Raw genomic sequence first — 20227 nt, 5'->3', positions numbered from 1 at the left:
TAGGCTTGGGGCCTCGTCGCTGCTAGAATCCGCCGATTGATTTTGATGCCCAGTCGGTGGAGAGCAGCATGACCCAGACCATTCGTTTGACCGAGTACAGCCACGGCGCCGGCTGCGGCTGCAAGATTTCGCCCAAGGTGCTGGACGAGATGCTCTCGGTCGGCCAGCCCGGCCCCGCGTTCGAGCGGCTCTGGGTCGGGAACGACAGCCGTGACGACGCCGCCGTATTCGGCCTGGATGCAGAGCAGGGCATCGTCAGCACCACCGACTTCTTCATGCCGATTGTTGACGATCCGTTCGACTTTGGCCGTATCGCCGCCACCAACGCAATCAGTGATATCTATGCCATGGGCGGCACCCCCATGATGGCCATTGCCATTCTCGGCTGGCCGGTCAACCTGCTGCCTGCTGCTGTTGCTGGCGAAGTATTGGCAGGCGCCCGTCAGGTCTGTGCCGAAGCGGGTATGCCGCTGGCGGGTGGGCACTCTATTGACGCGCCGGAACCCATCTTCGGTCTGGCCGTCACCGGCCATGTACTGCGCAGCCAACTTAAGCGCAACGATCAGGCCAAAGCCGGCGCGCGACTGTTTCTGACCAAGCCGCTGGGTATTGGCATTCTCACCACGGCTGAAAAGCAGAAGAAGTTGCGCCCCGAAGACGCCGGCGTGGCCCGCGACCTGATGTGCCGATTGAACAGCCCGGGTCAGCGCTTTGCTGCGTTGGAAGGGGTGCAGGCGATGACCGACGTGACCGGCTTTGGCCTGCTGGGGCATCTGACCGAAATGGCCGAAGGCGCCAACCTCAAGGCGCAGCTGCAGTGTGCCGCCGTACCCAGGTTGCCTGCGGTCGACTACTACCTTGAGCAGGGCTGCGTGCCCGGTGGCACGCTGCGTAACTTCGATAGCTACGGCCACAAGATCGGCGCGCTCAGCGATGCGCAGAAGCACCTGCTTTGTGATCCGCAAACCAGCGGTGGTCTGCTGGTGGCGGTCGAGCCCGCAGGTGAAGCCGCATTTCTCGCACTCGCGCAGGAGCTGGGCCTCGAGCTGGCCTGCATCGGTGAACTGGTCGAGTACGATCAGGGGCCGCGGGTCGAGGTGCTCTGATGCGCGAGAACACCGAAGACTTCAGCGCCCTGTTCCTGGGCGACGTGCCGTTGATGGACGTGCGCGCGCCGATCGAGTTCGGCAAGGGCGCCTTCCCGCAGTCGGTCAATCTGCCGCTGATGGAGGATGTTGAGCGGCAGAAAGTCGGCACAATGTATAAGCAGCAGGGCCAAGAAGCCGCCATTGCGCTGGGTCACAGCCTGGTTGGCGGCAAAGTTAAAGCGGCGCGGGTCGAGGCCTGGCTGGAACACGTCAAAGCCCACCCAGAGGGCTATCTCTACTGCTTTCGCGGTGGTTTGCGCTCACAGCTGGTACAGCAATGGCTGGCTGAGGCAGGCGTGCAATATCCGCGGGTCATTGGTGGCTACAAGGCTATGCGTCGCTTCCTGATCGACACGCTGGATGCCGCTGCCGTCGAATGCTCACCGATTCTGGTGGCAGGCATGACCGGCACAGGCAAAACCGAAGTGATTACCGCGCTGGATAACAGCCTGGATCTGGAAGGCCGAGCCAACCACCGTGGTTCCAGCTTTGGCCGTCACGCCACGCCGCAACCTGCGCAGATCGATTTTGAGAACCTGCTGGCGATTGATGCACTCAAGCTGCGTGCCGCGGGCGTAAAGCAGATCGTGCTGGAAGATGAAGGCCGCATTGTTGGTAGCTGTTCGCTGCCGCTGACGCTCTACCGGGAGATGCAGGAAGCGCCGCTGGTGTGGCTCGAAGACAGCTTCGAGAATCGCGTTACTCGCATTCTCGGGGATTACGTTGTCGACATGCGCGCCGAATACAGCGCCCAGCATCCTGATGATCCGGAAGCGGCGTTCGCTGCGTTCGAGGCGTATCTGCTGGGCAGCCTGCAACGCATCTACAAGCGCTTGGGAGGCGACCGTCACAGCGAACTCAACGCGCTGATGGAAGCGGCGCTGGCCGAGCAGAAACGCAGTGGCGATGTGCATGGCCACCGCGGCTGGATCGAAGGTCTGCTGACTCACTACTACGACCCCATGTACGTCTATCAGCGCGAGAACAAGCGCTCTCGTGTGGTGTTCAGCGGCGAGCAGGCCGCTATCGTCGAGTGGCTCAAGGAGCAGCATCAGCGTCAGGCATGATGCATGAACAACAGCTCTGACTTTGGTCGAGCAGTGACACCATGCGTTGCTAATATCCCGAGTGTTCGGATGCCGGGGGCATCCACGTAGACTCAGGAGCAAAGAGCATGAGCATGGAGTTTTCCGGCAAGGTCGTCCTCATTACTGGCGCTGCGGCAGGGATTGGCAAGGCCACGGCTGAAGCCTTCGCGGCTGCGGGCGCCCGCGTTATCGCATCCGACATCGATGCGGAGCAAGGCGAAGCGACTGCCCAAGGCATTCGTGACGCTGGTGGTGACGCCACCTTCGTCGCCTGCAACGTAGCGGACGCCGAGCAGGTCAAGGCCATGATCGCCGGTATCGAGGCTGACTACGGCCGCCTGGATTGCGCTTTCAACAACGCTGGCATCGAAATCGAGCAGGGCAAGCTGGCCGACGGCGACGAAGGCGTGTTTGACCGCATCATGGACGTCAACGTCAAAGGTGTTTGGCAGTGCATGCGCTTCCAGATTCCGCTGATGCTGAAAAATGGCGGTGGTTCTATCGTCAACACTGCATCGGTGGCCGCCCTCGGCGCCGCGCCCAAGATGAGCATCTACGCCGCCAGCAAGCACGCCGTGCTGGGTCTGACCCGCTCGGTCGCCGTGGAATATGGCAAGCAGGGTATTCGCGTTAACGCGGTGTGCCCGGCGGTCATCGACACCGACATGTTCCGCCGCGCAGCCGCCATCGAGCCGCGCAAGGCCGAATTCGCCGCTGCCATGCACCCGGTTGGCCGCATTGGCCGCGCCGAAGAGATTGCTGCTGCGGTTCTCTACCTCTGCGGTGAGAACTCCGGCTTCACCACCGGTATCGCCCTGCCGGTAGACGGCGGAAGTACCTGTATTTGATGGTGCTTGTGTGATGACAAAACGGCGACCCTGATGGGGTCGCCGTTTTGGTTTGGGCGTGTCAAAAGCCGTTTAGCCAGTTGAATAGGGTGAGGCTTTCAGGCGATTATCCGAGCAGCGATCTGCTTGCCTGCAGCAAGCGGAGTTACTCGCCGATGGCTGCGGATGAGCGAGCTGATCTAGCGTGGCAATGGATGCAGAAAAGGATGTAATAGTTGCTGATGGTCATAGGAATGAAGTCATGAGCCAGGAACTTATCCCAGTCAAGTTACCCCCGAGTACTGTCCTTTCCGATGCAGAAAAGCAGGCGTTCGCCAGCAGAAAAAAGTCGCTGGTTTCCGAACTGCGCTTCCTGACAGGTATGCCGGAGGTGGTCTCCAGTCTCAATCAGGACACCGTCTACAAGCTGGTCATGACGCCAGAAGGCGCGCAGCTGTACCGAGACGCCCAAGGCAACATCAAAGGTGTTTTCTACAAGGACGGCAAGATCGTCGAACACGCCAAGTTTCAGGAAGTCGGCCCATCGATGATGAAAGCCGCGAAGGCGGTCGGCGCGCAGGTGCTACTAGTCAGCATCGCAATGCAGCTCAATCGTATCGAAGAGCAAGTCTCGAAGGTCTTCAAAGAGTTTCACGGTGATCGTCTGGCGGAAATTGAAGCGGGAAAATCGCTATTTAGTCAGGTTTGCGGCATGCAGGACCCAGCCAAGCGGGAGGCGCTGGCGTTGCATGCTATTGCGGAGCTGACCCGAGGTTTTGAGAAGACGGTGAGCGCGCTGGCCCGTCAGATTGCCGAACTCCCGGATCAAAAACTCTCCTTTTTCGATAACTGGGTCGGCAACAAATCCCGTGATGCTGAAGAGAAGCATCAAATGGCGATGGAGTCCTTCTCTGCGTGCCTGAATGCCTTGCAAACCATGGCACGTTGTCATCTGTTTCTCGACGAACGTGAGGTGGCGCTGCAACTGGTTGATGTTGGGCTCAGCAAAATCGAGAAGGCAGGGGTAGAGGTGGCGGCTGTCCGCGCGCGTCTGGCGCCCAAGGTAGACAACAGCTTTCCGGAGCAAAGCTGGAAGCAGTTTATCGAGTACCGCAAAACGTTTACTTCGTCTCTCATCGCGGACCTCATCAGCCCGCAGCACGATCTGATCGAGCTAGAAATCAGTCCAGCCGAAATCATGGGGAGCATGCATGCGTAACTGCGCAAAATGTGAAAGAGAACTAGAGGCTGGCGAAGTGAAGTACTGCCCGGCCTGCGCTTCCAGCAAGTCGCACAAAATCAAAAAAATCCTTGAGGTAGCAGGGCCGCTGGCATTGGCTGCCGCGGGCATCGCATTCAAGCTGCTACGCAAGAAGTAGATCGTTGCTAGCCAGAGTGGCTAGGAACGTTGCCAGCGACGCCAGTTGGAAACCACGGAAAAATATAAAAAGACAGGGAGCGGAAATGGCTAAATATTGTACTGAGTGCAGTGCGGAACTGGTTGGCGAGGCACCTCAATGCCGAAGCTGCGGCGCGGTACGTGGGGACGCTGTTTACACGAGTCGCGTTGCCGCTGCGGCGCTTGCCTTCTTCGCCGGTGCGTTCGGTATGCATCGGTTCTATCGTGGTCAGTGGTGGGGGATTTTCTATCTGCTGCTCTGCTGGACCGGGATCCCTTCACTGGTGGCGTTCGTTGAAGGTTTCGTGATTCTGTCCACCTCCCAGAAAGCTTGGAATGAGAAGTACAACAAAGGGCTTTCGCTTGGTATTGAGAAGGGCGGTGTTGTTATTGTCGTGCCGCTTATCTTCTTGACCATTTTCAGCATTGGCATGCTCGCGGCTATCGCTTTGCCTGCCTATCAGGACTACACCCGTCGCTCGCAGATCCTTGAGTCTCATCAGTTGGCAGAGCAGCTCAAACCCCTGGTAGAGGATTATCTGAAGCAGCATCAGGAATGGCCGGACACGTTCAGTCAGCTCGCCGCAGGAGGCATTGAGATCCCTGAGATGGTGGAGTCTGTAGAGATTAATACCGGCGCCATTATTGTTTGGCCGGCCTCCAGCATTGGCGTCTACGGTTACATGATGTACTCGCCCTTGCGCTATGGCGAGGGCGTTAAGTGGCGCTGCAATGAGTCGACCGTGGAGCAGAAGTACCTTCCCGGGGCCTGCCGCTAGGCTCGCTTCTATTCCTGTCGTGCCCGCTTATGCAAGGCTAACGGCAACCGATGATTAACAGGGCCCGGTGTGCGCGGGCCCGAGCGGTACCCTGACAACAACAAGAGAACCTTCCAGATGAGCGATTACCAATCCCGCAGTGACAAAGCCTACGCCAAGCAACTCATGCAGGCCGCCAACAAGGAAGCCACTGCGTTTCTGAACCTCAAGTCCTCCGCAGAGCGCAAAGACGGCGCGATCCCAGAGAAGTACCGCGAGCTGATGTCCATCGCCGTTGCGCTGTCTACCCAATGCTCTTACTGCATCGATGCCCACGTCGAGAACGCCGTAAAGGCGGGTGCCACCAAGGAAGAGCTGGCTGAAACTGTGTTCATTGCCTCTGCGCTGCGAGCCGGCGCTGCGGTTGGGCATGGGTTGTTGGCGATGAAGTTGTTCGAGGAGCATTCGGCCTGAGCTAACTAAACTGGAGCCAGAGCCTTCCTGCAGGCTTCGAGTATTAAGGCTTTACCTGCAGCGGGACAGGGATTACTTTCAATAGCAAGCGAAAACCGCCCCAGCGGAGCCCAAGGACGGCGCCCATGACCCATTTGCAACTACACCTCAGTCTTCGCGCACAACAGCCTGGCTATTGCGCTTTCAGAGCGGCAAATTGCTTGCTGTTGATGCTTTCTGCCCAGAGTGCTGATGCCTGGCCTTCAGCGAAGTCCGCGGGAGTTCCGCTGTTTTGTACCTCGGCGCGAGGGGCGTGACCTGTGCGCAAACGGATCGTGGTATCAATGGTTGTGGGGCTGCTGGTCTGGTTAGTTTTTTTATTCGGATTCTGTGACGCAGCGACTTGCAAGGCCGATGGTCGCGGCGTTCTTTTAGTTGTGGCTTCGGCACTGGTTTGGATGCTTGCGAGCTGCGTGCTGATGGTTGGCCTGCCCAAGATCTGCCTTTATCTATTCAGACTTCCAGAAGTTGTCCTGTGTTTTCCGTACTTCCTGTTGACTGCGTTCCTGTTTACGCAGTCGTACGTCAATATTGCAGGCTCCCGTTCCGGGCTCGTTCTGATTGCGGCGCTGGCATTGCCAGCAATCGCTGTAACGGTCGCTATGCAATTGGCAGACTTTGCCGGGGGCGAGGCGTTTAAAGCGGCTCTTATTGGATTGGCGATGCTGTGGTTTTTTGGCATATCCATGCTGCTCTTTGTACCCCAGGCCGTTTCGCTTCTGACGGAGCTAGGTATGTACAGTGTTTCGGCCGCATTCGGCTGGTACTTGCTGACCACCTTCAAGCACAGAGTGCTCAGCGCGTCGTGAGATTGGTTAACGCTCTGTAGCCGTTTTGGCAAACGGCTTTAGGGTGATTGAGCCAGCCTGCGTAGGCTGGCCGCAGCCGATGCAATGCCCGAGAGCGGTGAGTTCTCTGATGATGGGATTGATCAAAACCTCAGAGCAGTTTTGAAGTGGGTGCTCCGTCATCAGCGGCGGACTTTCAGGATTGTGGTCACACTTAAAGGGACTTTTATGACGCTGATATCGTACTTCGTCATCCTATTTGCGTTTTGTGTCGTGTTCTCGCTTGAGGTGATCGCGCCTGCCTCTGGTGCTTCCTGTGACAAGCGCTGGATGAGACTGGCTGGCGCGCTGAACATGGTGCAAATAGGTTTTACCCTGGGCGCCGGCGTGCTCTTTCACGAGTGGTTTATTGCGCATTCGCTGCTACCGTTGCCGGCTGAATGGCCTGCGGTAGTGGTGGGCGTGATCTGCTTTTTCACCGCCAGTTTTATCGCCTACTGGTGGCACCGCGCGATGCACAAATCGAATTTTCTTTGGCGTGTCTTCCATCAGTTACACCACAGCCCCTCGCGTATTGAAGCACTCACTTCGTTTTACATGCATCCGCTGGACGGCGTGGCGGCGACGTTCATCAGCAGTTTGTGCTCCTACCTGATCTACGGTGCTACTGCCGAAGCGGCGGCTTGGGCCATCCTGTTTGCCGCCTTGTATAACCTGTATATCCATGCGGACAAAAAGTCGCCGTACTGGCTGGGCTACATCGTCTCGCGCCCAGAGATGCATCGGGTGCACCACAAGCTCGGCTACCACGCCAGCAATTACGGCTTGCCCCTGTGGGATCTGCTGTTCGGCACCTGGGAGAACCCCCGCGAGCGCGTGACCCGCTGCGGCTTTGAGGGTGACAGGGAAACTCGTATTTACGACATGCTGAAAACCCGCGACGTCAACGTTGACTAGCGTCGCCTTGTCACGCCACTGACAGCTGGCGCATCCAGCCGCCAGCGGTATTGAAACGCCGGCTCGAACCGGTCACGCAAAGAGAAACTGAATGTACACAGACGAAGATTTGTACTCGGCGGTCAAGGCCGGCGTGCTGGAAGAGGCTGCGGTAGAGCGGTTCCGACGCTATGTTGCCAATCGTGCCGACACCCAGTCGGTCGATGAAGAAAACTTCCGGCTGATATCCGGCTTTAACGATATCTTCGTCAGTATTGCTGCCTTCATCCTGCTTGCCTCTGCCGGTTGGGTGTTCGGTGTTCAGTCTCCTGCGCTGGGGTTTTGTGTGGTGGCGCTGTTGTCATGGGGGCTGTCGGTGTTTTTTGTTAAGCGCCGTAAGCTGGCGCTACCTGCTGTGTTTCTGTTGGCGTCGTTTGTGCTGAGCACCGTGGCATTCTTGGTCTTTGCCCAAGTTGCCGCAGGCATCGAAAAGGACACCGCGATTATCGTCGCCACGGCCATCGGCGCAGTTGCCGCGTGGGCGCACTGGCACCAGTTTCATGTGCCGATCACGGTTGCGGCCGGTGTGGCCAGTCTGCTCGCGTTTCTGCTGGCGTTGCTGGTGCAGATCGAAGGCTTTCGCGAAGTCATCAATTACTTCCTCTGCGGCGCTGGGCTGGCGACCTTCCTGTTGGCGATGGCCTGGGACTCGCGCGATCTGGCGCGTAAGACCAGGCAGTCAGATGTCGCCTTTTGGCTGCATCTCTTGGCCGCACCGCTGATTGTCCACCCGATCTTCTCCGGGCTGGGTCTGTTTGATGGTAACGGCGGGCTTTACAGCATCGCCGCGGTGATCGCCCTGTATCTGCTGCTGGCGGTGGTGTCGATCACGGTGGACCGACGTGCGCTGATGGTTTCGTCGCTGATCTACGTGGTGTACGCCTTCCGCGAACTGTTCGAGACCTACGGCGCCGTCAGCTCTAGCCTGGCGATATCCGGCCTGTTTATCGGCTCCATGCTGTTGTTGCTGTCTGCCTTCTGGCACAGCAGTAGAACAGTCTTGCTGGCCGTGATGCCGGTGAAGCTCACCCGATACGTCCCACCGATCAGTTGATACTGCAATTCCTCCTATCGCCATCGCTGACTATGCTGAAAGCAGAGCGGAGGTGAACCATGAACAGGCAAATCGTGCGGCACGGTTTGGTGCTGATGCTGCTGGCGCTGGTGGCAGGGATGTTTGTACAGGCCATGCCAATCCCCCGACTCGGGCTGTCGGCCCACACCATCGGCATTCTGAGCGGTGTGCTGTTGATCGCACTGGGTGCGGTCTGGCGTTTGTTCACCCTCAAGCCGCTACAGCAACGGGTGATGTACTGGAGCTGGGTGTATTCCAGCTACGCCAACTGGCTCGCTTGCCTGATCGGCGCGGCCAGCGGAGCAGGGCGCATGACCCCACTTGCATCGGCGGGAGCAACCGGCGCAGCGCCGGTAGAAGCATTGGTGGCCGCCATGCTGATCAGCGTGGTTGTGACTGCGCTACTCGCAACAGGGCTCTCGATATACGGCTTGCGGTCGGCAACCGAAGCCGCTTGACCCGCAGTTCTAATGCCAATCAATCCGGCCGAGGCGTAAATCTCTGCTTTACCAAGCTGGTTGACGACGCTATTTTCAGTTCATAGGAAACCGCTATGTCACGAGAGCCCAAGGATGGCGCCCAATATCACCCGTATTCTAATTCCCCATACGCAACGTCAGCCGACGAGGCGCGTATGTGCCTGCGCGTCTGATGTTAGCGGGGGACGGGCGCGATGATTGAAACGGGAAAATAAAGCGGTCAAGCGAATACGTGGGTAGCGCAGGGAGTAGTGGTAACGCGTTGAATATAAATAACTTTTTAGAGGCTGATGGCAGAGGGCTGGTGTTGATATGAAGAAGTCACTGATATGCAATCATAAAGCCGTCGGTCCAATCAGCTGTTATACGCAAATGAAGTTTATGGAAAGTATCGAATTATGAGCGAAAAAGAAAAGTTAGTTCTTTTTTTAGGAAGCGCCGATAGAGAGGGTGTGACTGCAAAACTTCAAGCTGTTGGTTCGAAGTACAAACGAAAAATGCTTGAATCGAGCGAAGATAATTGGAAGACAATTATAAGATTGTTTGATGAGTTCGAGATAACGTCAGTTGTTGTAAAGCTTACAAATACGACTTTTTCAATTCTAAGCTCCAAGAACTATGAAGTTCTTGTTGATGAACTTCTCACCAGAATAGCAGAAAAACCTAACCTCTTTTTAGCTCATGAATCACTGATAACGGGTGAGCGTTCGAAAACTCATGAAGAGAGTCTTGGCAATCTAGATGAATATGACCCTGAACTTGAAGAAGAATATAAATTCTTGAGTATGCATTATTCAGATTTATTCGAACCGCCTGAGAAGATGATTCGTGAAAAAGTTGTTGGTCTCTTAGAACAGTACAATATTCATTTAACTCCCTATCAAAAGAATGTGGAGTTGAGCTTAATTGCCTCAGCATTTATTGATCAAAATGAGCATAATCTTATATTTCGAATGTATGTTCCTTCAAATCGGATGTGGGCGAATGAAGCTGAAAAACTATTACAACTATTCAGGGACTACCTACATAAAGTAGCTGGATTACAGGTTAGGCAAGACCAATATCGAACAAATCAAGGAGTAGTTTACGAATTCTTTGGAGAGGAAGGGTTAAACCCAAGTGTATTGCCTCAAAAATTCAATGAATTCTCGAGCTTCATGGATACTTGTTCTAGAGATCCTGGCAATGCGGCAGCACTATTGGAATCTACAAGTCTAAACAAAGCTGAAGTCTTTCAGTTAGTCGATAGATACGGAAAAGAAGCTAGACGTCTACATATAGACCTAAAACAAGAAAGGGAGATGAAGCTGCTAACTATCCGTCATCAGTTAGAGAGCGAGTTATCAGAGCATGTTAGAACCGATCACGATTGGCAAGTAATTGATAGGGTCGTTGATTCAACGCTACCCTCATTGAATAGCGTTAGCTCTGCTATTAGTGTTGATCAAAAGTCAGTGGTGACAACTAATCAGAATTTAACAGTAAATGTTAACCCGCAAATCATTGATACCGTTAATGGTGTCATTGCACAACAAATAATTGGTGACCAACATTTAGGTCCTGATGCGAAACAACTATTGGAAATAATCGACCAATATGCGGATCAGCGAAAGACTGAGTTAACATCTGCTCTTCATGAGTTAACAGACACCGGTGCCAAAGATGAAGATCGACTAGTGGCTAAGCATAAGTTAAAAGGTTTTCTGCTTTCTGTTGGTGGAAAAATTGGAGACGTAGCAACAGGTGTGCTTCAAGCTTTTATTGAGAGTCAGCTAGGGTTGTGAGTGAGCGTATAACAAGCAGCAGCAACGGACTGTCAAATCTGTCACTTAAATTGCTGGCGCAATTACGTGCCAGCTATGCCAGCCGCTGTGCTGGGCGTTAAATACCCGAGTTACGGAGAGTGAAGTGATAGGGATATATAGAGTAAGCCTTGCACTATCAGCTTTAATTTTGGTCTGCGGGGCTGCATTTTTCTTAGCACAACTAATCTCATTAACTCCTGATGTTGGGAATGGTGGGGCGTTTTTAGCAACCCTGAGCTTAGGTGTTGGGTTGGTCGCGCTAGTTTTTGCCACTCCTTTAGCGTGGCTTGCTGCAGGCGTATCTTTTGTGATGCAGAAGGATATGCCAAAGGGGCTTGTCTATCACTATTTGGTGCCAGTTGCTGTGGCAGCACCTGGCACGTTACTGTTAGTTGCAGCGGCATGGGCAAGCATTTAACAAAGTGGTGTTGTTCGCCGCTATCGCGGCTGGGACCTCCACTGCGCTGCGCTTCGTTCCGGCCCCAAACCACGGCGTTAGCAGTAATTAGACACAGGAGATTATTTTGACCTTCGATGTACAAATTGTAGATGTAATTGGATGGATTTTTGGAGCTGGAGGTATATTGATTGCCTTGTATCAAATACGTGAGGGTCAAAAGGTAAGGGATTTCGTCCGGTCTGAAGCTTGGGCTACTTACTCTAGAACAAACGATATTGTTGGTAAAATTCAGAAGAATCTAAAAATCTACCGAGAAAAACATAAAGAAAACATAGATCCAGATGTTCTTGAAACTCTAACTCGAAGTGATGCACTTGCTTTGGAGCTTTTTTATGATGCAATACGGCAAGTTAAATACGCAGAACCTAAATTTAATATTGCAACAATTGAGTATTGGAACGCGGTAGGGAAAATAAGCGATCCACATAAAACGGATTTTTACCATATTGTTGTTGGCGGTGAACCTTCCACTGCTAACAAGTCAAGGCAGCAGGACGCGCTAAAAGCGCGCGCCTCTGCTTAAGGCGTTATGTGTAATCGAGCTTCAAAGTATGAATCCTGAAAAAGTAAATGAAGCCACTATTGCAGTGAGTGAGCTCGCAGAGTTCATGGCCAGAATGGAAATGCCGAAATGGGCAGAACGCTATCGTAGTATTGAGCAAGAGTTATTAGCTGGAAACATTCAGGGTGCTGTCAATCTGGAGCAAAATATTTTTAAGGCAGGTATGGGTGGTTTATACGATCTCTACATTTCAGTAGGCAACGGTCACCCAACCACTGATCCAGACGCGGATAATGAGCTTCTAAATCAGCTAGCTGGCCGTGTTTCAAAAGCATTCTCTGCTTTGCGTAAGGTGCTTAAAGGCTATGCCAAATAAAACACATAACAAGTTGCTCAAGTACACTCCGGCCACAAAAAGCGTGGCCTCCGCGGGACAACCTACACTGCGTTTCGGTTGCCCCTTAGCAAGGCGTTAGCAGAACCAGGAAACTTATGATCGAATTAATACAGAATTTTCTAACAGCCATTATTAGCGGCTACGAGTCAGAAAAAAATAAACTATTTAACAATCACGTAATGCCATTAATGGACGAGATCAACAAAATACACCATGATTACATAGGTGCATTTATTAAAATCAGAAAGGACCTCAACAACAAAGAAGTACCTATATCTGAATTGTTGGATTTTCTAGAAGAAAGAAAGCATGACTTCATTACCCAAAGAAGCATGGCAAAGACAATCGCTGAAGAACTAAAAAAAGCCGAGCGCCGAATTGTTAGAAACAATGCCTGGGAAGCATTTGAAGGCTTCTGTGATGCAGTAATAGACTATTTAAGGGACTCCAACTCCATCAGCAACGCAAGTTGGTATACAGACTTCATTCGATTCATGAAAGTAAGTCGCGCAATCGGCATGGAAAACAAATTTTTTGAACACAATGCATTTGGAAATGACCCCAGAGTAGACATTATTGAGCACATTAATATTTTAGTTGACCGCAGGCTTCCTCAAAGATTAAAAGCAGTTCAGACTAAATATGCAGAGCTAAGAAGCTATCTTTTGTAACTGGCCGCACTGCTAACAATGCGCTCAACTGTCGCTCACTTCGTTCGCTGGACAGCCAAAAGCTGCGCTTTTGCCTGCCCGTTAGCTTAATCGTTAAGCGTTTAAAGACATGGAGTCTTCCTATTTATGAAAAAACTGGCGATTTTGCTCATGCTGCTTATGGTGCATTCCGTCCATGCTGAGCAGTTCGATGAAGATGAAGTGGTTTGGATTGAAGGTGAAGAGTAAGCGTCCGAACTACACCGCCTTGCATCTCAGACCTTAATCCCCTTTAACCGCTGATTGACGCGCTCACACTCAAAAACTGCGAAATTGCACCCCACTTGACCACCCATTTGCGTTGCAACTGACCAATCATTTGCATTCGAAGTGATCAGGACTCTCGGCTCTGTAGGGTAAGAGCGTGGCTAAAAGCAGACCGTAGGTTTGGCCAGTCAACGGGGCTCATTGAGCGCCGCTCTTTTCCTGTTCAAGCCGACAAACAGGGGGGCAATGAAACGGGAAATCGTAGGCTAAGGCGCGAAGTTTTCGTGGCTATCTATTCCATGCAGCGAATCGATCAGCGGGCAGCTAACCGTCCCGTGGCTCGCGCAACAGTCATCAACCAACTGCGCCAGGACCAACTCGATCCGCCGCAGATCCGCAAGTTTCCCCCGCACGTCTTCGAGCTTCTGCTCGGCGTGCACACGCGCATCATTGCAGTGCGTACCGTCATCGAGCCGCAACAGTCCGGCCACTTCATCGAGGCTGAAGCCCAGCCGTTGTGCGGACTTCACGAATTTCACCCGTGCAATATCCGCCTCGCCGTAGCGACGAATGCTGCCGTAGGGCTTGTCCGGTTCGGGCAACAGCCCTTTGCGTTGATAGAACCGAATGGTTTCCACGTTAACCCCGGCTGCCTTGGCAAAGACGCCAATGGTCAGGCTTTCCGCAGTGTTTTTCATACCGCTTGACTCCGTACCTGACTACGGAAATAACCTTAACCCATCGATCAAACATTCGAAAGGTTGAACCCATGTCTGAATCACAAAAGGGCCGTGGTGCACTCCTCGCTGGAGGTCTGGCGGCGATCCTTGCGTCCACCTGCTGCCTGGGCCCGCTGGTGCTAATTGCCCTGGGCTTCAGCGGCGCCTGGATCGGTAATCTCACCGTTCTGGAGCCCTACCGCCCGTTTTTCATCGGCGCGGCATTGTTGGCGCTGTTCTTCGCTTACCGGCGCATTTTCCGCCCGGCTCAAGCCTGCAAACCCGGTGAGACCTGCGCAATTCCGCAGGTAAGAACTACCTACAAGTTCATTTTCTGGCTCGTGATGGCACTCGTGCTGGTCGCGCTCGGTTTCCCCTACATCCTCCCGTTGTTTTACTGATCAGGCAGGAGTCTCCCATGAAAAAGCTGTTTGCCGCTCTCGCGCTCATTGCCGTGGTTTCCCCGGTGTGGGCCGCCATCCAAACCGTCACCCTGTCGGTACCGGGCATGACCTGCGCCGCCTGTCCGATCACGGTCAAGAAAGCGCTGACCCAGGTCGAGGGCGTGACCAAGACCGAGGTGAGTTTCGAGAAACGCGAAGCCATCGTGACCTTCGACGATGCCAAGACCAACTCCGAGGCCCTGACCAAGGCGACCGAGGATGCCGGCTATCCATCTACCATCAAGCAATAGGAGGAAATACCAATGAGAAATCCTCTCAATCTGTTCACGCGGATCGGTGACAAAGCCAGTTCCGTCGGTGTGCTAGTTTCAGCCCTAGGCTGCGCCGCGTGTTTTCCTGCTCTGGCTAGCTTAGGCGCCGCAATCGGTCTGGGCTTTTTGAGCCAGTGGGAAGGCCTGTTCATCACCACGCTACTGCCCTTGTTTGCGGCCCTGGCGCTGCTCGTCAATTCCCTTGGCTGGCTCAAACATCGGCAGTGGCAGCGAACTGCACTCGGCCTGATAGGCCCTGTCCTGGTCTTGGCTGCGGTGTTTTTGATGCGGGCTTATGGCTGGCGGAGCGGTTGGCTGCTCTATATCGGTCTGGCCCTCATGCTTGGGGGCTCGATCTGGGATCTCGTGTCGCCCGCCCACCCCCGTTGCGCCCCGGGTGCCTGCCCACCACAGCCAAAACAGTAATGCCGCAAAGAGACCCATTTGAGGAAGTAAACGCTATGACCACACTGCGAATCCACGGTATGACCTGCGCCTCCTGTGCCGACCGCGTCAGAGATGCTCTGGAGGGAATCTCCGGCGTGCACCGGGCGGACGTCTCCTACGCCGGTGGGAAGGCCGAAATGACGGCCGACGCGGCTGTCAGCCGTGAACAAATGCAAGCCGCCGTCGAGGCCCTTGGGTATCAAGCGTCGTTCGAAGTCGCCTCGCTACAACCGCGCCCCGGCCAGCTCGATAAGGCGCTGGGCTGGTTGCGCAGCGACACCGAGGTCGGCAAAAACGGCGACGCGCTACACATTGCAGTCATAGGCAGCGGCGGTGCGGCAATGGCGGCCGCCTTGAAGGCGGTGGAAGCCGGCGCCCGCGTCACTCTGATCGAGCGCGGCACCATCGGCGGCACTTGCGTCAACGTCGGCTGCGTGCCGTCGAAAATCATGATTCGCGCCGCGCATGTGGCTCATTTGCGCCGCGAGAGTCCGTTCGATGACGGAATGCCCGCCACGCCGCCGACCGTCCTGCGCGAGCGGCTGCTCGCGCAACAGCAAGGCCTTGTCGACGAACTGCGTCACGCCAAGTACGAAGGCATTCTGGAGAGCACACCAGCCATCACCGTGCTGCGTGGCACCGCTCGCTTCCAGGACGGCCACACGCTCAGCGTCGAACTGGTCGAGGGGGGCGGGCGCGAAGTCGCGTTCGACCGCTGCCTGATCGCTACCGGCGCCGGTGCGGCCGTGCCGCCGATTCGCGGGCTGCAAGACACCCCCTATTGGACCTCGGAGGAGGCACTGGCCAGCGCCAGTATTCCGCAACGGCTCGCCGTGATCGGCTCATCCGTGGTGGCCTTGGAGCTGGCGCAAGCCTTTGCCCGGCTGGGTAGCCGCGTCACCATCCTGGCGCGCAACTCGCTGTTCTTCCGCGAAGATCCGGCCATCGGCGAGGCGCTGACCGCAGCCTTCCGCATGGAGGGCATCGACGTGCTTGAGCAGACACAAGCCAGTCAGGTGACCCACGCCAACGGCGAATTCGTACTGACCACCAACCACGGTGAACTGCGCGCCGACCAACTGTTCGTCGCCACCGGCCGCACGCCCAACACCCAAAGCCTGAACCTGGAAGCGGCGGGTGTACTGTTGGATGAACGCGGCGCCATTCAGATCGATCAGGGCATGCGCAGTAGCGCAGTGGATATCTATGCAGCCGGCGACTGCACCAACCAGCCGCAGTTCGTCTACGTCGCGGCGGCGGCTGGCACCCGTGCGGCGATCAACATGACCGGCGGCGAAGCTACGCTTAATCTCGATGCCATGCCGGCGGTGGTGTTCACCGATCCGCAGGTGGCCACCGTCGGTTACAGCGAAGCGGAAGCACAGCGCGCAGGCCTCGAAACCGACAGTCGCACGCTGAGCCTGGACAACGTGCCGCGTGCGCTGGCCAACTTCGACACGCGAGGGTTCATCAAGCTGGTCGCCGAAGCGGGTTCTGGTCGGTTGCTCGGCGTGCAGGCGGTGGCCCCGGAAGCGGGCGAGCTGATTCAGACGGCGGTGCTGGCTATTCGCAACCGCATGACCGTGCAGGAGCTGGCCGACCAGTTGTTCCCCTACCTAACCATGGTCGAGGGCCTGAAGCTCGCGGCGCAGACTTTCACCAAGGACGTAAAGCAATTGTCCTGCTGCGCTGGATGAATGGAGAGCACCATGAAATTTGCCCGCTACATTACCGAGATCGCCGAACGTCTCACCCCGACCAACCGGCCCAAAGGTTTTGCGGAGTTCTTGGTCGCGCTACTGGGTGAACTTGCCAAGGGACGCCCGATTTCGCGAACTACGCTTGCCAGGACTCTTGGCTGGCCCGCTGAGCAAGTGGCGGCTGTGCTCGAACAAGCCACCAGTACCGAATACGACAACGATGGGAACATCATCGGCTATGTCCTCACCTTGCGCGAGACGTCGCATGTCTTGGAAATTGACAACCGCCGGCTGTATGCCTGGTGCGCGCTGGACACCCTGATGCTCCCGGCGTTAATCGGCCGTACAGCTCGCGTCTCGTCGCATTGTGCTGCAACTGGAGCACCCGTTTCGCTTACGGTTTCACCCAGCGAGATACAGGCTGTTGAACCTGCCGACGTGGCAGTGTCACTGGTATTGCCGCAGGAGGCGGCCGACGTTCGTCAGTCCTTCTGTTGCCATGTGCATTTCTTCGCATCTATCCCAGCGGCAGAAGATTGGGCCTCCAAGCATCAAGGATTGACTATCGTAAGCGTCCAAGAGGCGTTCGGCGTGGGCCAGGAGCTTAATCGACATCTGTTGCAGACCCTTCCAATGAGAACATCGTGATTGGATTTCGACTCAATGTCCTACGCAGTGGGCATCGGATTTCTCTTTCCGACTTTGATCCGGTGATCCCAGCCATCGCCAAAGTCATAGACCTAGCGGAATGTCCTTTTCCCGTTCAACGCTTTGATCAGAGTCTTGCGGGTCTCCGAGTTCACGGGAGGCCCCCATCCATCGGAGTCGGGAATACCGTAACTCTCACCAGCTATTTCAAACTCATGCAGATGGTCATCGTGCCAGCCCATTGCGATCTGGATCACCGCGTGCAATTTGCCTAATGTGATGTTCTCGGGCACCGCCACACGGCGCCAGATGGCAGGTTCGATCCACTTCAATTCAATGTGCAGTAGCAACAAATCAGGTTCGGGTTTTGGCAAGCGAACAGTTTTGACCATGGATCAGGCGGCCTCGCAGAGTTCCGTGGAGGCGAGAGAAACGTTCCAGGGCAGCAGTTCGTCGACCCGATTGATCGGGTGGTCGGCGATGCGCTCCAGCACGTGTGTCAAATAGGCTTGCGGGTTCAGGTCGTTGAGTTTGGCTGAACCCACCAGGCTGTAAATCGCAGCCGCTCGTTCGCCGCCGGCGTTGGAACCGACGAACAGATAATTTTTTCTGCCTAGCGCGACAGCACGTAGCGCGCGTTCGGCAGCGTTGTTGTCGATCTCAATTCGCCCGTCATCGCAATAGCGCACCAAGGCCTGCCACCGATTGAGGGCATAGAGAATCGCACCGCCCAATGCCGATTTTTTCGACAGTTGAGTCAGCGTCTGGTTGAGCCACGCGTGGAGTTGTTCCAGCAGCGGACTGGCTCGGCTTTGCCGAACCACTTTTCGCAGGTTGGGCGGTTGCCCTCGAATCTCGCTTTCGATGGCATACAGGGCCGCAATCCGTTGCAGCGCCTCGGCGGCAAGTGGTGAAGCCAGGTCTTTGTAGACATCGTAAAACTTGCGCCGGGCGTGAGCCCAACACGCCGCTTCCTCAATGGTGCCCGTGGCATATAGTTGAGCAAAACCGGCATAGCCGTCCGCCTGCAAGATCCCGCTGAAGCGCTTGAGATGCGCGCGGGGATGTTGCCCCTTGCGATCCGGCGAGTAGGCAAACCAGACCGCCGCCGGTGTCGCGTCCCCCGTAGGTCGGTCGTCCCGCACGTACGTCCACAGGCGCGCCGATTTGGTCTTGCCGTTGCCCGGCGCGAGCACGCCAATCGGCGTGTCGTCGGCATGGACTTTGTGTCCGCTCATGACGTGGTGCTCAAGGGCGTTGATCAGTGGTCGCAGCAACTGACTGCTCTGGCCAACCCAGTCGGCCAGGGTTGAGCGCTCCAGCTCCACGCCCTCACGGGCGTAGATCTCGGACTGCCGATACAACGGCAAATGATCGACAAACTTCGAGACCAGCACATGGGCCAACAACCCTGGGCCGGCAAGACCTCGGGCGATCGGGCGACTCGGTGCCGGCACCTGGGCGAAGTGCTCGCAGCAGCGGCAAACCCACTTCGGACGGACATGGCGAATGACTTTGAAACGTGCCGGAACGTACTCCAGCACTTCGGACACATCCTCACCTAAATGGCGAAGCGTCCCACCGCAGCCAGTGCATTGCGACTCGGGCTGATGAACGTGGGTTTCGCGAGGTAGGTGTTCAGGCAATGGTTTACGGCGCGAAACTGCGCGAGGTGCCGGCTCGACTGGAGGTGTCATTTCGGCTTGGCTGATTTGCAGCTCATCAAGGCTCAACTGGAGCTGGTCGATCATCGCTTCCAGTTGCTCGGAGCTGCGACCGAACTGCGTACGACGCAGCTTGGCGATCATCATCTTCAAGCGCTCAATCTCTGCGTGCTGGGCAGCGATCAGCGCCTTCAAGGCTTGAAGATCATTCGGCAGGGAGTCGGTCACGAGGGTCATGCCCGAATATTACTGGGGATTTTTTCAGCGCGGCAAGTCAGACCGCGAGGACGGGTGCTGTACGAATTGGCCGGCGCCAATCAATGCCCTCCAACAGCATCGACAACTGCGCGGTCGTCAGCGACACGCTGCCGCTGGTTGCTTGCGGCCAGACAAAGCGTCCTTGCTCCAACCGTTTGCAAAACAGGCACAAGCCGTCGCCATCCCACCACAACAGTTTGATCCGGTCACCACGCCGTCCGCGAAAGGCGAAGATCTGACCGGAGAAGGGATCGGCTTCCAGTTGAGTCTGCACCATGGCCGCCAAACCGTCGAAGCCACGACGCATGTCCGTGACGCCAGCGGCGATCCAGATACGGGTTCCAGCGGGAGGGGCAATCATCGCACTAACTGCTGCAAGACGAGTTGCAGCGTCTGCGGGTCTGGTGCTCCGGTGATACGCAACTTGGCTTTTCCTACCTCAACTGCGATCTCGGAATGACACTCTGCCTGTGGCTGGAAGACTGGCGGCAGATCCATTGGCGCCTCGATCACCTGGACTGGCAAAAACGAAGCACTCTGGCTGACCGGGCCGAATAGCCCTTCTTGGTATTGCTGCCGCCAGCGAAAGACCAGATTGGCATTGACGTCATGTTCGCGAGCGATCAATGACACGGAGGCGCCAGGCTGGAAGGTGGCCTCGACGACTTGGCGTTTAAAGTCCAGCGGAAAGTTGGGGCGGCGACCGGCTCGACGGGCTGGGGCAACTGTATCCAAGATAGTGTCCACTAAAAAATGGTGTCCACTATCTTGGCCAATTTGGAGGGCTGTCAGGAGAGGGTGCTGGCCGGACGGTTACGGTGAAGATCCGGTCATGATCGAAGCTATTCAGAATGCGAGGAAAACACTTGATGAACCGCCCCGGGTTTCGCGGAGGCTGTTTGGTTTAAGTCAAGCCGCCACCTT

23 protein-coding genes and 1 pseudogene are annotated in these 20227 nt (G+C 55.6%); 19 read left to right on the top strand and 5 right to left on the bottom strand.

Translation table 11 applies throughout. The features are described from left to right. The first annotated feature begins 68 nt into the window (after positions 1-68). The 14 genes from selD to AAFM31_RS00055 all read left to right on the top strand — a co-directional run bounded on the left by selD (position 69) and on the right by AAFM31_RS00055 (position 12906). On the top strand, positions 69-1106 hold the full coding sequence (gene selD / locus AAFM31_RS00120; RefSeq protein WP_341705868.1) for a selenide, water dikinase SelD: 1038 nt from the start codon (positions 69-71) through the stop codon (positions 1104-1106). Beyond that, positions 1106-2215 (top strand): tRNA 2-selenouridine(34) synthase MnmH, encoded by a 1110-nt coding sequence (gene mnmH, locus AAFM31_RS00115; protein ID WP_341705867.1) that lies wholly within the window; start codon positions 1106-1108, stop codon positions 2213-2215. Before selD ends, mnmH begins: the two co-directional genes overlap by 1 nt. 107 nt (positions 2216-2322) lie before the next feature. Beyond that, positions 2323-3084: an SDR family oxidoreductase gene (locus AAFM31_RS00110; RefSeq protein WP_341705866.1), complete on the top strand. Its 762-nt coding sequence runs from the start codon at positions 2323-2325 to the stop codon at positions 3082-3084. Between the two features lie 241 nt (positions 3085-3325). Next, positions 3326-4282: a hypothetical protein gene (locus AAFM31_RS00105; protein WP_341705865.1), complete on the top strand. Its 957-nt coding sequence runs from the start codon at positions 3326-3328 to the stop codon at positions 4280-4282. Between the two features lie 245 nt (positions 4283-4527). Next, on the top strand, positions 4528-5241 hold the full coding sequence (locus AAFM31_RS00100) for an NINE protein (protein WP_341705864.1): 714 nt from the start codon (positions 4528-4530) through the stop codon (positions 5239-5241). Between the two features lie 117 nt (positions 5242-5358). Continuing rightward, positions 5359-5694 carry a carboxymuconolactone decarboxylase family protein gene (locus AAFM31_RS00095; protein ID WP_341705863.1) on the top strand — a complete coding sequence of 112 codons (336 nt, stop codon included), beginning with the start codon at positions 5359-5361 and terminating at the stop codon, positions 5692-5694. A 299-nt stretch (positions 5695-5993) separates the two neighbouring features. After that, positions 5994-6542 carry a hypothetical protein gene (locus AAFM31_RS00090; RefSeq protein ID WP_341705862.1) on the top strand — a complete coding sequence of 183 codons (549 nt, stop codon included), beginning with the start codon at positions 5994-5996 and terminating at the stop codon, positions 6540-6542. 84 nt (positions 6543-6626) lie between these two features. Next, complete coding sequence (locus AAFM31_RS00085; protein ID WP_341705861.1) at positions 6627-7478, top strand: sterol desaturase family protein; 852 nt, start codon at positions 6627-6629, stop codon at positions 7476-7478. 91 nt (positions 7479-7569) lie between these two features. Then, complete coding sequence (locus AAFM31_RS00080) at positions 7570-8571, top strand: hypothetical protein (RefSeq protein ID WP_341705860.1); 1002 nt, start codon at positions 7570-7572, stop codon at positions 8569-8571. A 59-nt stretch (positions 8572-8630) separates the two neighbouring features. Then, entirely contained in the window at positions 8631-9050 is a 420-nt protein-coding gene (locus AAFM31_RS00075) for a hypothetical protein (protein ID WP_341705859.1), read from the top strand. 419 nt (positions 9051-9469) lie between these two features. Then, on the top strand, positions 9470-10855 hold the full coding sequence (locus AAFM31_RS00070) for a hypothetical protein (protein ID WP_341705858.1): 1386 nt from the start codon (positions 9470-9472) through the stop codon (positions 10853-10855). 545 nt (positions 10856-11400) lie between these two features. Continuing rightward, the gene (locus tag AAFM31_RS00065; protein WP_341705857.1) at positions 11401-11859 is read left to right on the top strand and encodes a hypothetical protein; all 459 of its coding nucleotides are present in this window, start codon (positions 11401-11403) and stop codon (positions 11857-11859) included. 28 nt (positions 11860-11887) lie between these two features. Further along, positions 11888-12214, top strand: coding sequence for a hypothetical protein (locus tag AAFM31_RS00060; RefSeq protein ID WP_341705856.1), 327 nt, complete (start codon positions 11888-11890; stop codon positions 12212-12214). A gap of 116 nt (positions 12215-12330) precedes the next feature. Then, complete coding sequence (locus AAFM31_RS00055; RefSeq protein ID WP_341705855.1) at positions 12331-12906, top strand: hypothetical protein; 576 nt, start codon at positions 12331-12333, stop codon at positions 12904-12906. Positions 12907-13418: 512 nt separating this feature from the next. Here AAFM31_RS00055 and merR read toward each other — a convergent pair. Continuing rightward, entirely contained in the window at positions 13419-13850 is a 432-nt protein-coding gene (gene merR / locus AAFM31_RS00050) for an Hg(II)-responsive transcriptional regulator (RefSeq protein WP_003425050.1), read from the bottom strand. Positions 13851-13921: 71 nt separating this feature from the next. Here merR and merT point away from each other — a divergent pair, with 71 nt between their 5' ends. From merT to merB, 5 genes are read left to right on the top strand one after another with little or no spacing between them, the layout of a single operon-like run. After that, positions 13922-14272, top strand: coding sequence for a mercuric ion transporter MerT (merT, locus tag AAFM31_RS00045; protein ID WP_003425049.1), 351 nt, complete (start codon positions 13922-13924; stop codon positions 14270-14272). Positions 14273-14289: 17 nt separating this feature from the next. Further along, positions 14290-14565 carry a mercury resistance system periplasmic binding protein MerP gene (merP, locus tag AAFM31_RS00040; RefSeq protein WP_003425048.1) on the top strand — a complete coding sequence of 92 codons (276 nt, stop codon included), beginning with the start codon at positions 14290-14292 and terminating at the stop codon, positions 14563-14565. Positions 14566-14577: 12 nt separating this feature from the next. Then, complete coding sequence (merC, locus tag AAFM31_RS00035; protein WP_003425046.1) at positions 14578-15012, top strand: organomercurial transporter MerC; 435 nt, start codon at positions 14578-14580, stop codon at positions 15010-15012. Between the two features lie 35 nt (positions 15013-15047). After that, positions 15048-16730: a mercury(II) reductase gene (gene merA / locus AAFM31_RS00030; protein ID WP_003425044.1), complete on the top strand. Its 1683-nt coding sequence runs from the start codon at positions 15048-15050 to the stop codon at positions 16728-16730. A gap of 12 nt (positions 16731-16742) precedes the next feature. Then, a complete protein-coding gene (gene merB / locus AAFM31_RS00025) occupies positions 16743-17381 on the top strand; it encodes an organomercurial lyase MerB (protein ID WP_003425042.1) in 639 nt (212 codons plus the stop codon). Between the two features lie 92 nt (positions 17382-17473). On the opposite strand, the gene AAFM31_RS00020 is transcribed toward merB, so the two are convergent. The 4 genes and pseudogenes from AAFM31_RS00020 to AAFM31_RS17715 form a co-directional block, all read right to left on the bottom strand. After that, positions 17474-17773 (bottom strand): plasmid pRiA4b ORF-3 family protein, encoded by a 300-nt coding sequence (locus tag AAFM31_RS00020; RefSeq protein ID WP_003425039.1) that lies wholly within the window; start codon positions 17771-17773, stop codon positions 17474-17476. A gap of 3 nt (positions 17774-17776) precedes the next feature. Further along, the gene (locus AAFM31_RS00015; protein WP_317014264.1) at positions 17777-19282 is read right to left on the bottom strand and encodes an IS66 family transposase; all 1506 of its coding nucleotides are present in this window, start codon (positions 19280-19282) and stop codon (positions 17777-17779) included. 37 nt (positions 19283-19319) lie between these two features. Continuing rightward, on the bottom strand, positions 19320-19664 hold the full coding sequence (tnpB, locus tag AAFM31_RS00010; RefSeq protein ID WP_003425037.1) for an IS66 family insertion sequence element accessory protein TnpB: 345 nt from the start codon (positions 19662-19664) through the stop codon (positions 19320-19322). 196 nt (positions 19665-19860) lie between these two features. Continuing rightward, positions 19861-19957: pseudogene (locus tag AAFM31_RS17715) on the bottom strand (transposase); the annotation flags it as partial. Positions 19958-20227: the final 270 nt, after the last annotated feature.

The sequence above is a fragment of the Halopseudomonas sp. genome (assembly GCF_038130085.1).
Classification (GTDB): domain Bacteria; phylum Pseudomonadota; class Gammaproteobacteria; order Pseudomonadales; family Pseudomonadaceae; genus Halopseudomonas.
This window is presented reverse-complemented; position numbering and strand designations above follow the sequence as displayed.

Bases quoted from the DNA above. Each gene is read 5' to 3' on its own strand.
- AAFM31_RS00105 (WP_341705865.1), top strand. From the start codon at position 3,326: ATGAGCCAGGAACTTATCCCAGTCAAGTTACCCCCGAGTACTGTCCTT.
- selD (WP_341705868.1), top strand. From the start codon at position 69: ATGACCCAGACCATTCGTTTGACCGAGTACAGCCACGGCGCCGGCTGC.
- AAFM31_RS00085 (WP_341705861.1), top strand. From the start codon at position 6,627: ATGCCCGAGAGCGGTGAGTTCTCTGATGATGGGATTGATCAAAACCTC.
- merB (WP_003425042.1), top strand. From the start codon at position 16,743: ATGAAATTTGCCCGCTACATTACCGAGATCGCCGAACGTCTCACCCCG.
- AAFM31_RS00110 (WP_341705866.1), top strand. From the start codon at position 2,323: ATGAGCATGGAGTTTTCCGGCAAGGTCGTCCTCATTACTGGCGCTGCG.
- merR (WP_003425050.1), bottom strand. From the start codon at position 13,850: ATGAAAAACACTGCGGAAAGCCTGACCATTGGCGTCTTTGCCAAGGCA.
- AAFM31_RS00015 (WP_317014264.1), bottom strand. From the start codon at position 19,282: ATGACCCTCGTGACCGACTCCCTGCCGAATGATCTTCAAGCCTTGAAG.
- merA (WP_003425044.1), top strand. From the start codon at position 15,048: ATGACCACACTGCGAATCCACGGTATGACCTGCGCCTCCTGTGCCGAC.
- merT (WP_003425049.1), top strand. From the start codon at position 13,922: ATGTCTGAATCACAAAAGGGCCGTGGTGCACTCCTCGCTGGAGGTCTG.
- tnpB (WP_003425037.1), bottom strand. From the start codon at position 19,664: ATGATTGCCCCTCCCGCTGGAACCCGTATCTGGATCGCCGCTGGCGTC.
- merP (WP_003425048.1), top strand. From the start codon at position 14,290: ATGAAAAAGCTGTTTGCCGCTCTCGCGCTCATTGCCGTGGTTTCCCCG.
- mnmH (WP_341705867.1), top strand. From the start codon at position 1,106: ATGCGCGAGAACACCGAAGACTTCAGCGCCCTGTTCCTGGGCGACGTG.
- AAFM31_RS00060 (WP_341705856.1), top strand. From the start codon at position 11,888: ATGAATCCTGAAAAAGTAAATGAAGCCACTATTGCAGTGAGTGAGCTC.
- merC (WP_003425046.1), top strand. From the start codon at position 14,578: ATGAGAAATCCTCTCAATCTGTTCACGCGGATCGGTGACAAAGCCAGT.
- AAFM31_RS00070 (WP_341705858.1), top strand. From the start codon at position 9,470: ATGAGCGAAAAAGAAAAGTTAGTTCTTTTTTTAGGAAGCGCCGATAGA.
- AAFM31_RS00075 (WP_341705859.1), top strand. From the start codon at position 8,631: ATGAACAGGCAAATCGTGCGGCACGGTTTGGTGCTGATGCTGCTGGCG.
- AAFM31_RS00055 (WP_341705855.1), top strand. From the start codon at position 12,331: ATGATCGAATTAATACAGAATTTTCTAACAGCCATTATTAGCGGCTAC.
- AAFM31_RS00100 (WP_341705864.1), top strand. From the start codon at position 4,528: ATGGCTAAATATTGTACTGAGTGCAGTGCGGAACTGGTTGGCGAGGCA.
- AAFM31_RS00095 (WP_341705863.1), top strand. From the start codon at position 5,359: ATGAGCGATTACCAATCCCGCAGTGACAAAGCCTACGCCAAGCAACTC.
- AAFM31_RS00080 (WP_341705860.1), top strand. From the start codon at position 7,570: ATGTACACAGACGAAGATTTGTACTCGGCGGTCAAGGCCGGCGTGCTG.
- AAFM31_RS00020 (WP_003425039.1), bottom strand. From the start codon at position 17,773: ATGGTCAAAACTGTTCGCTTGCCAAAACCCGAACCTGATTTGTTGCTA.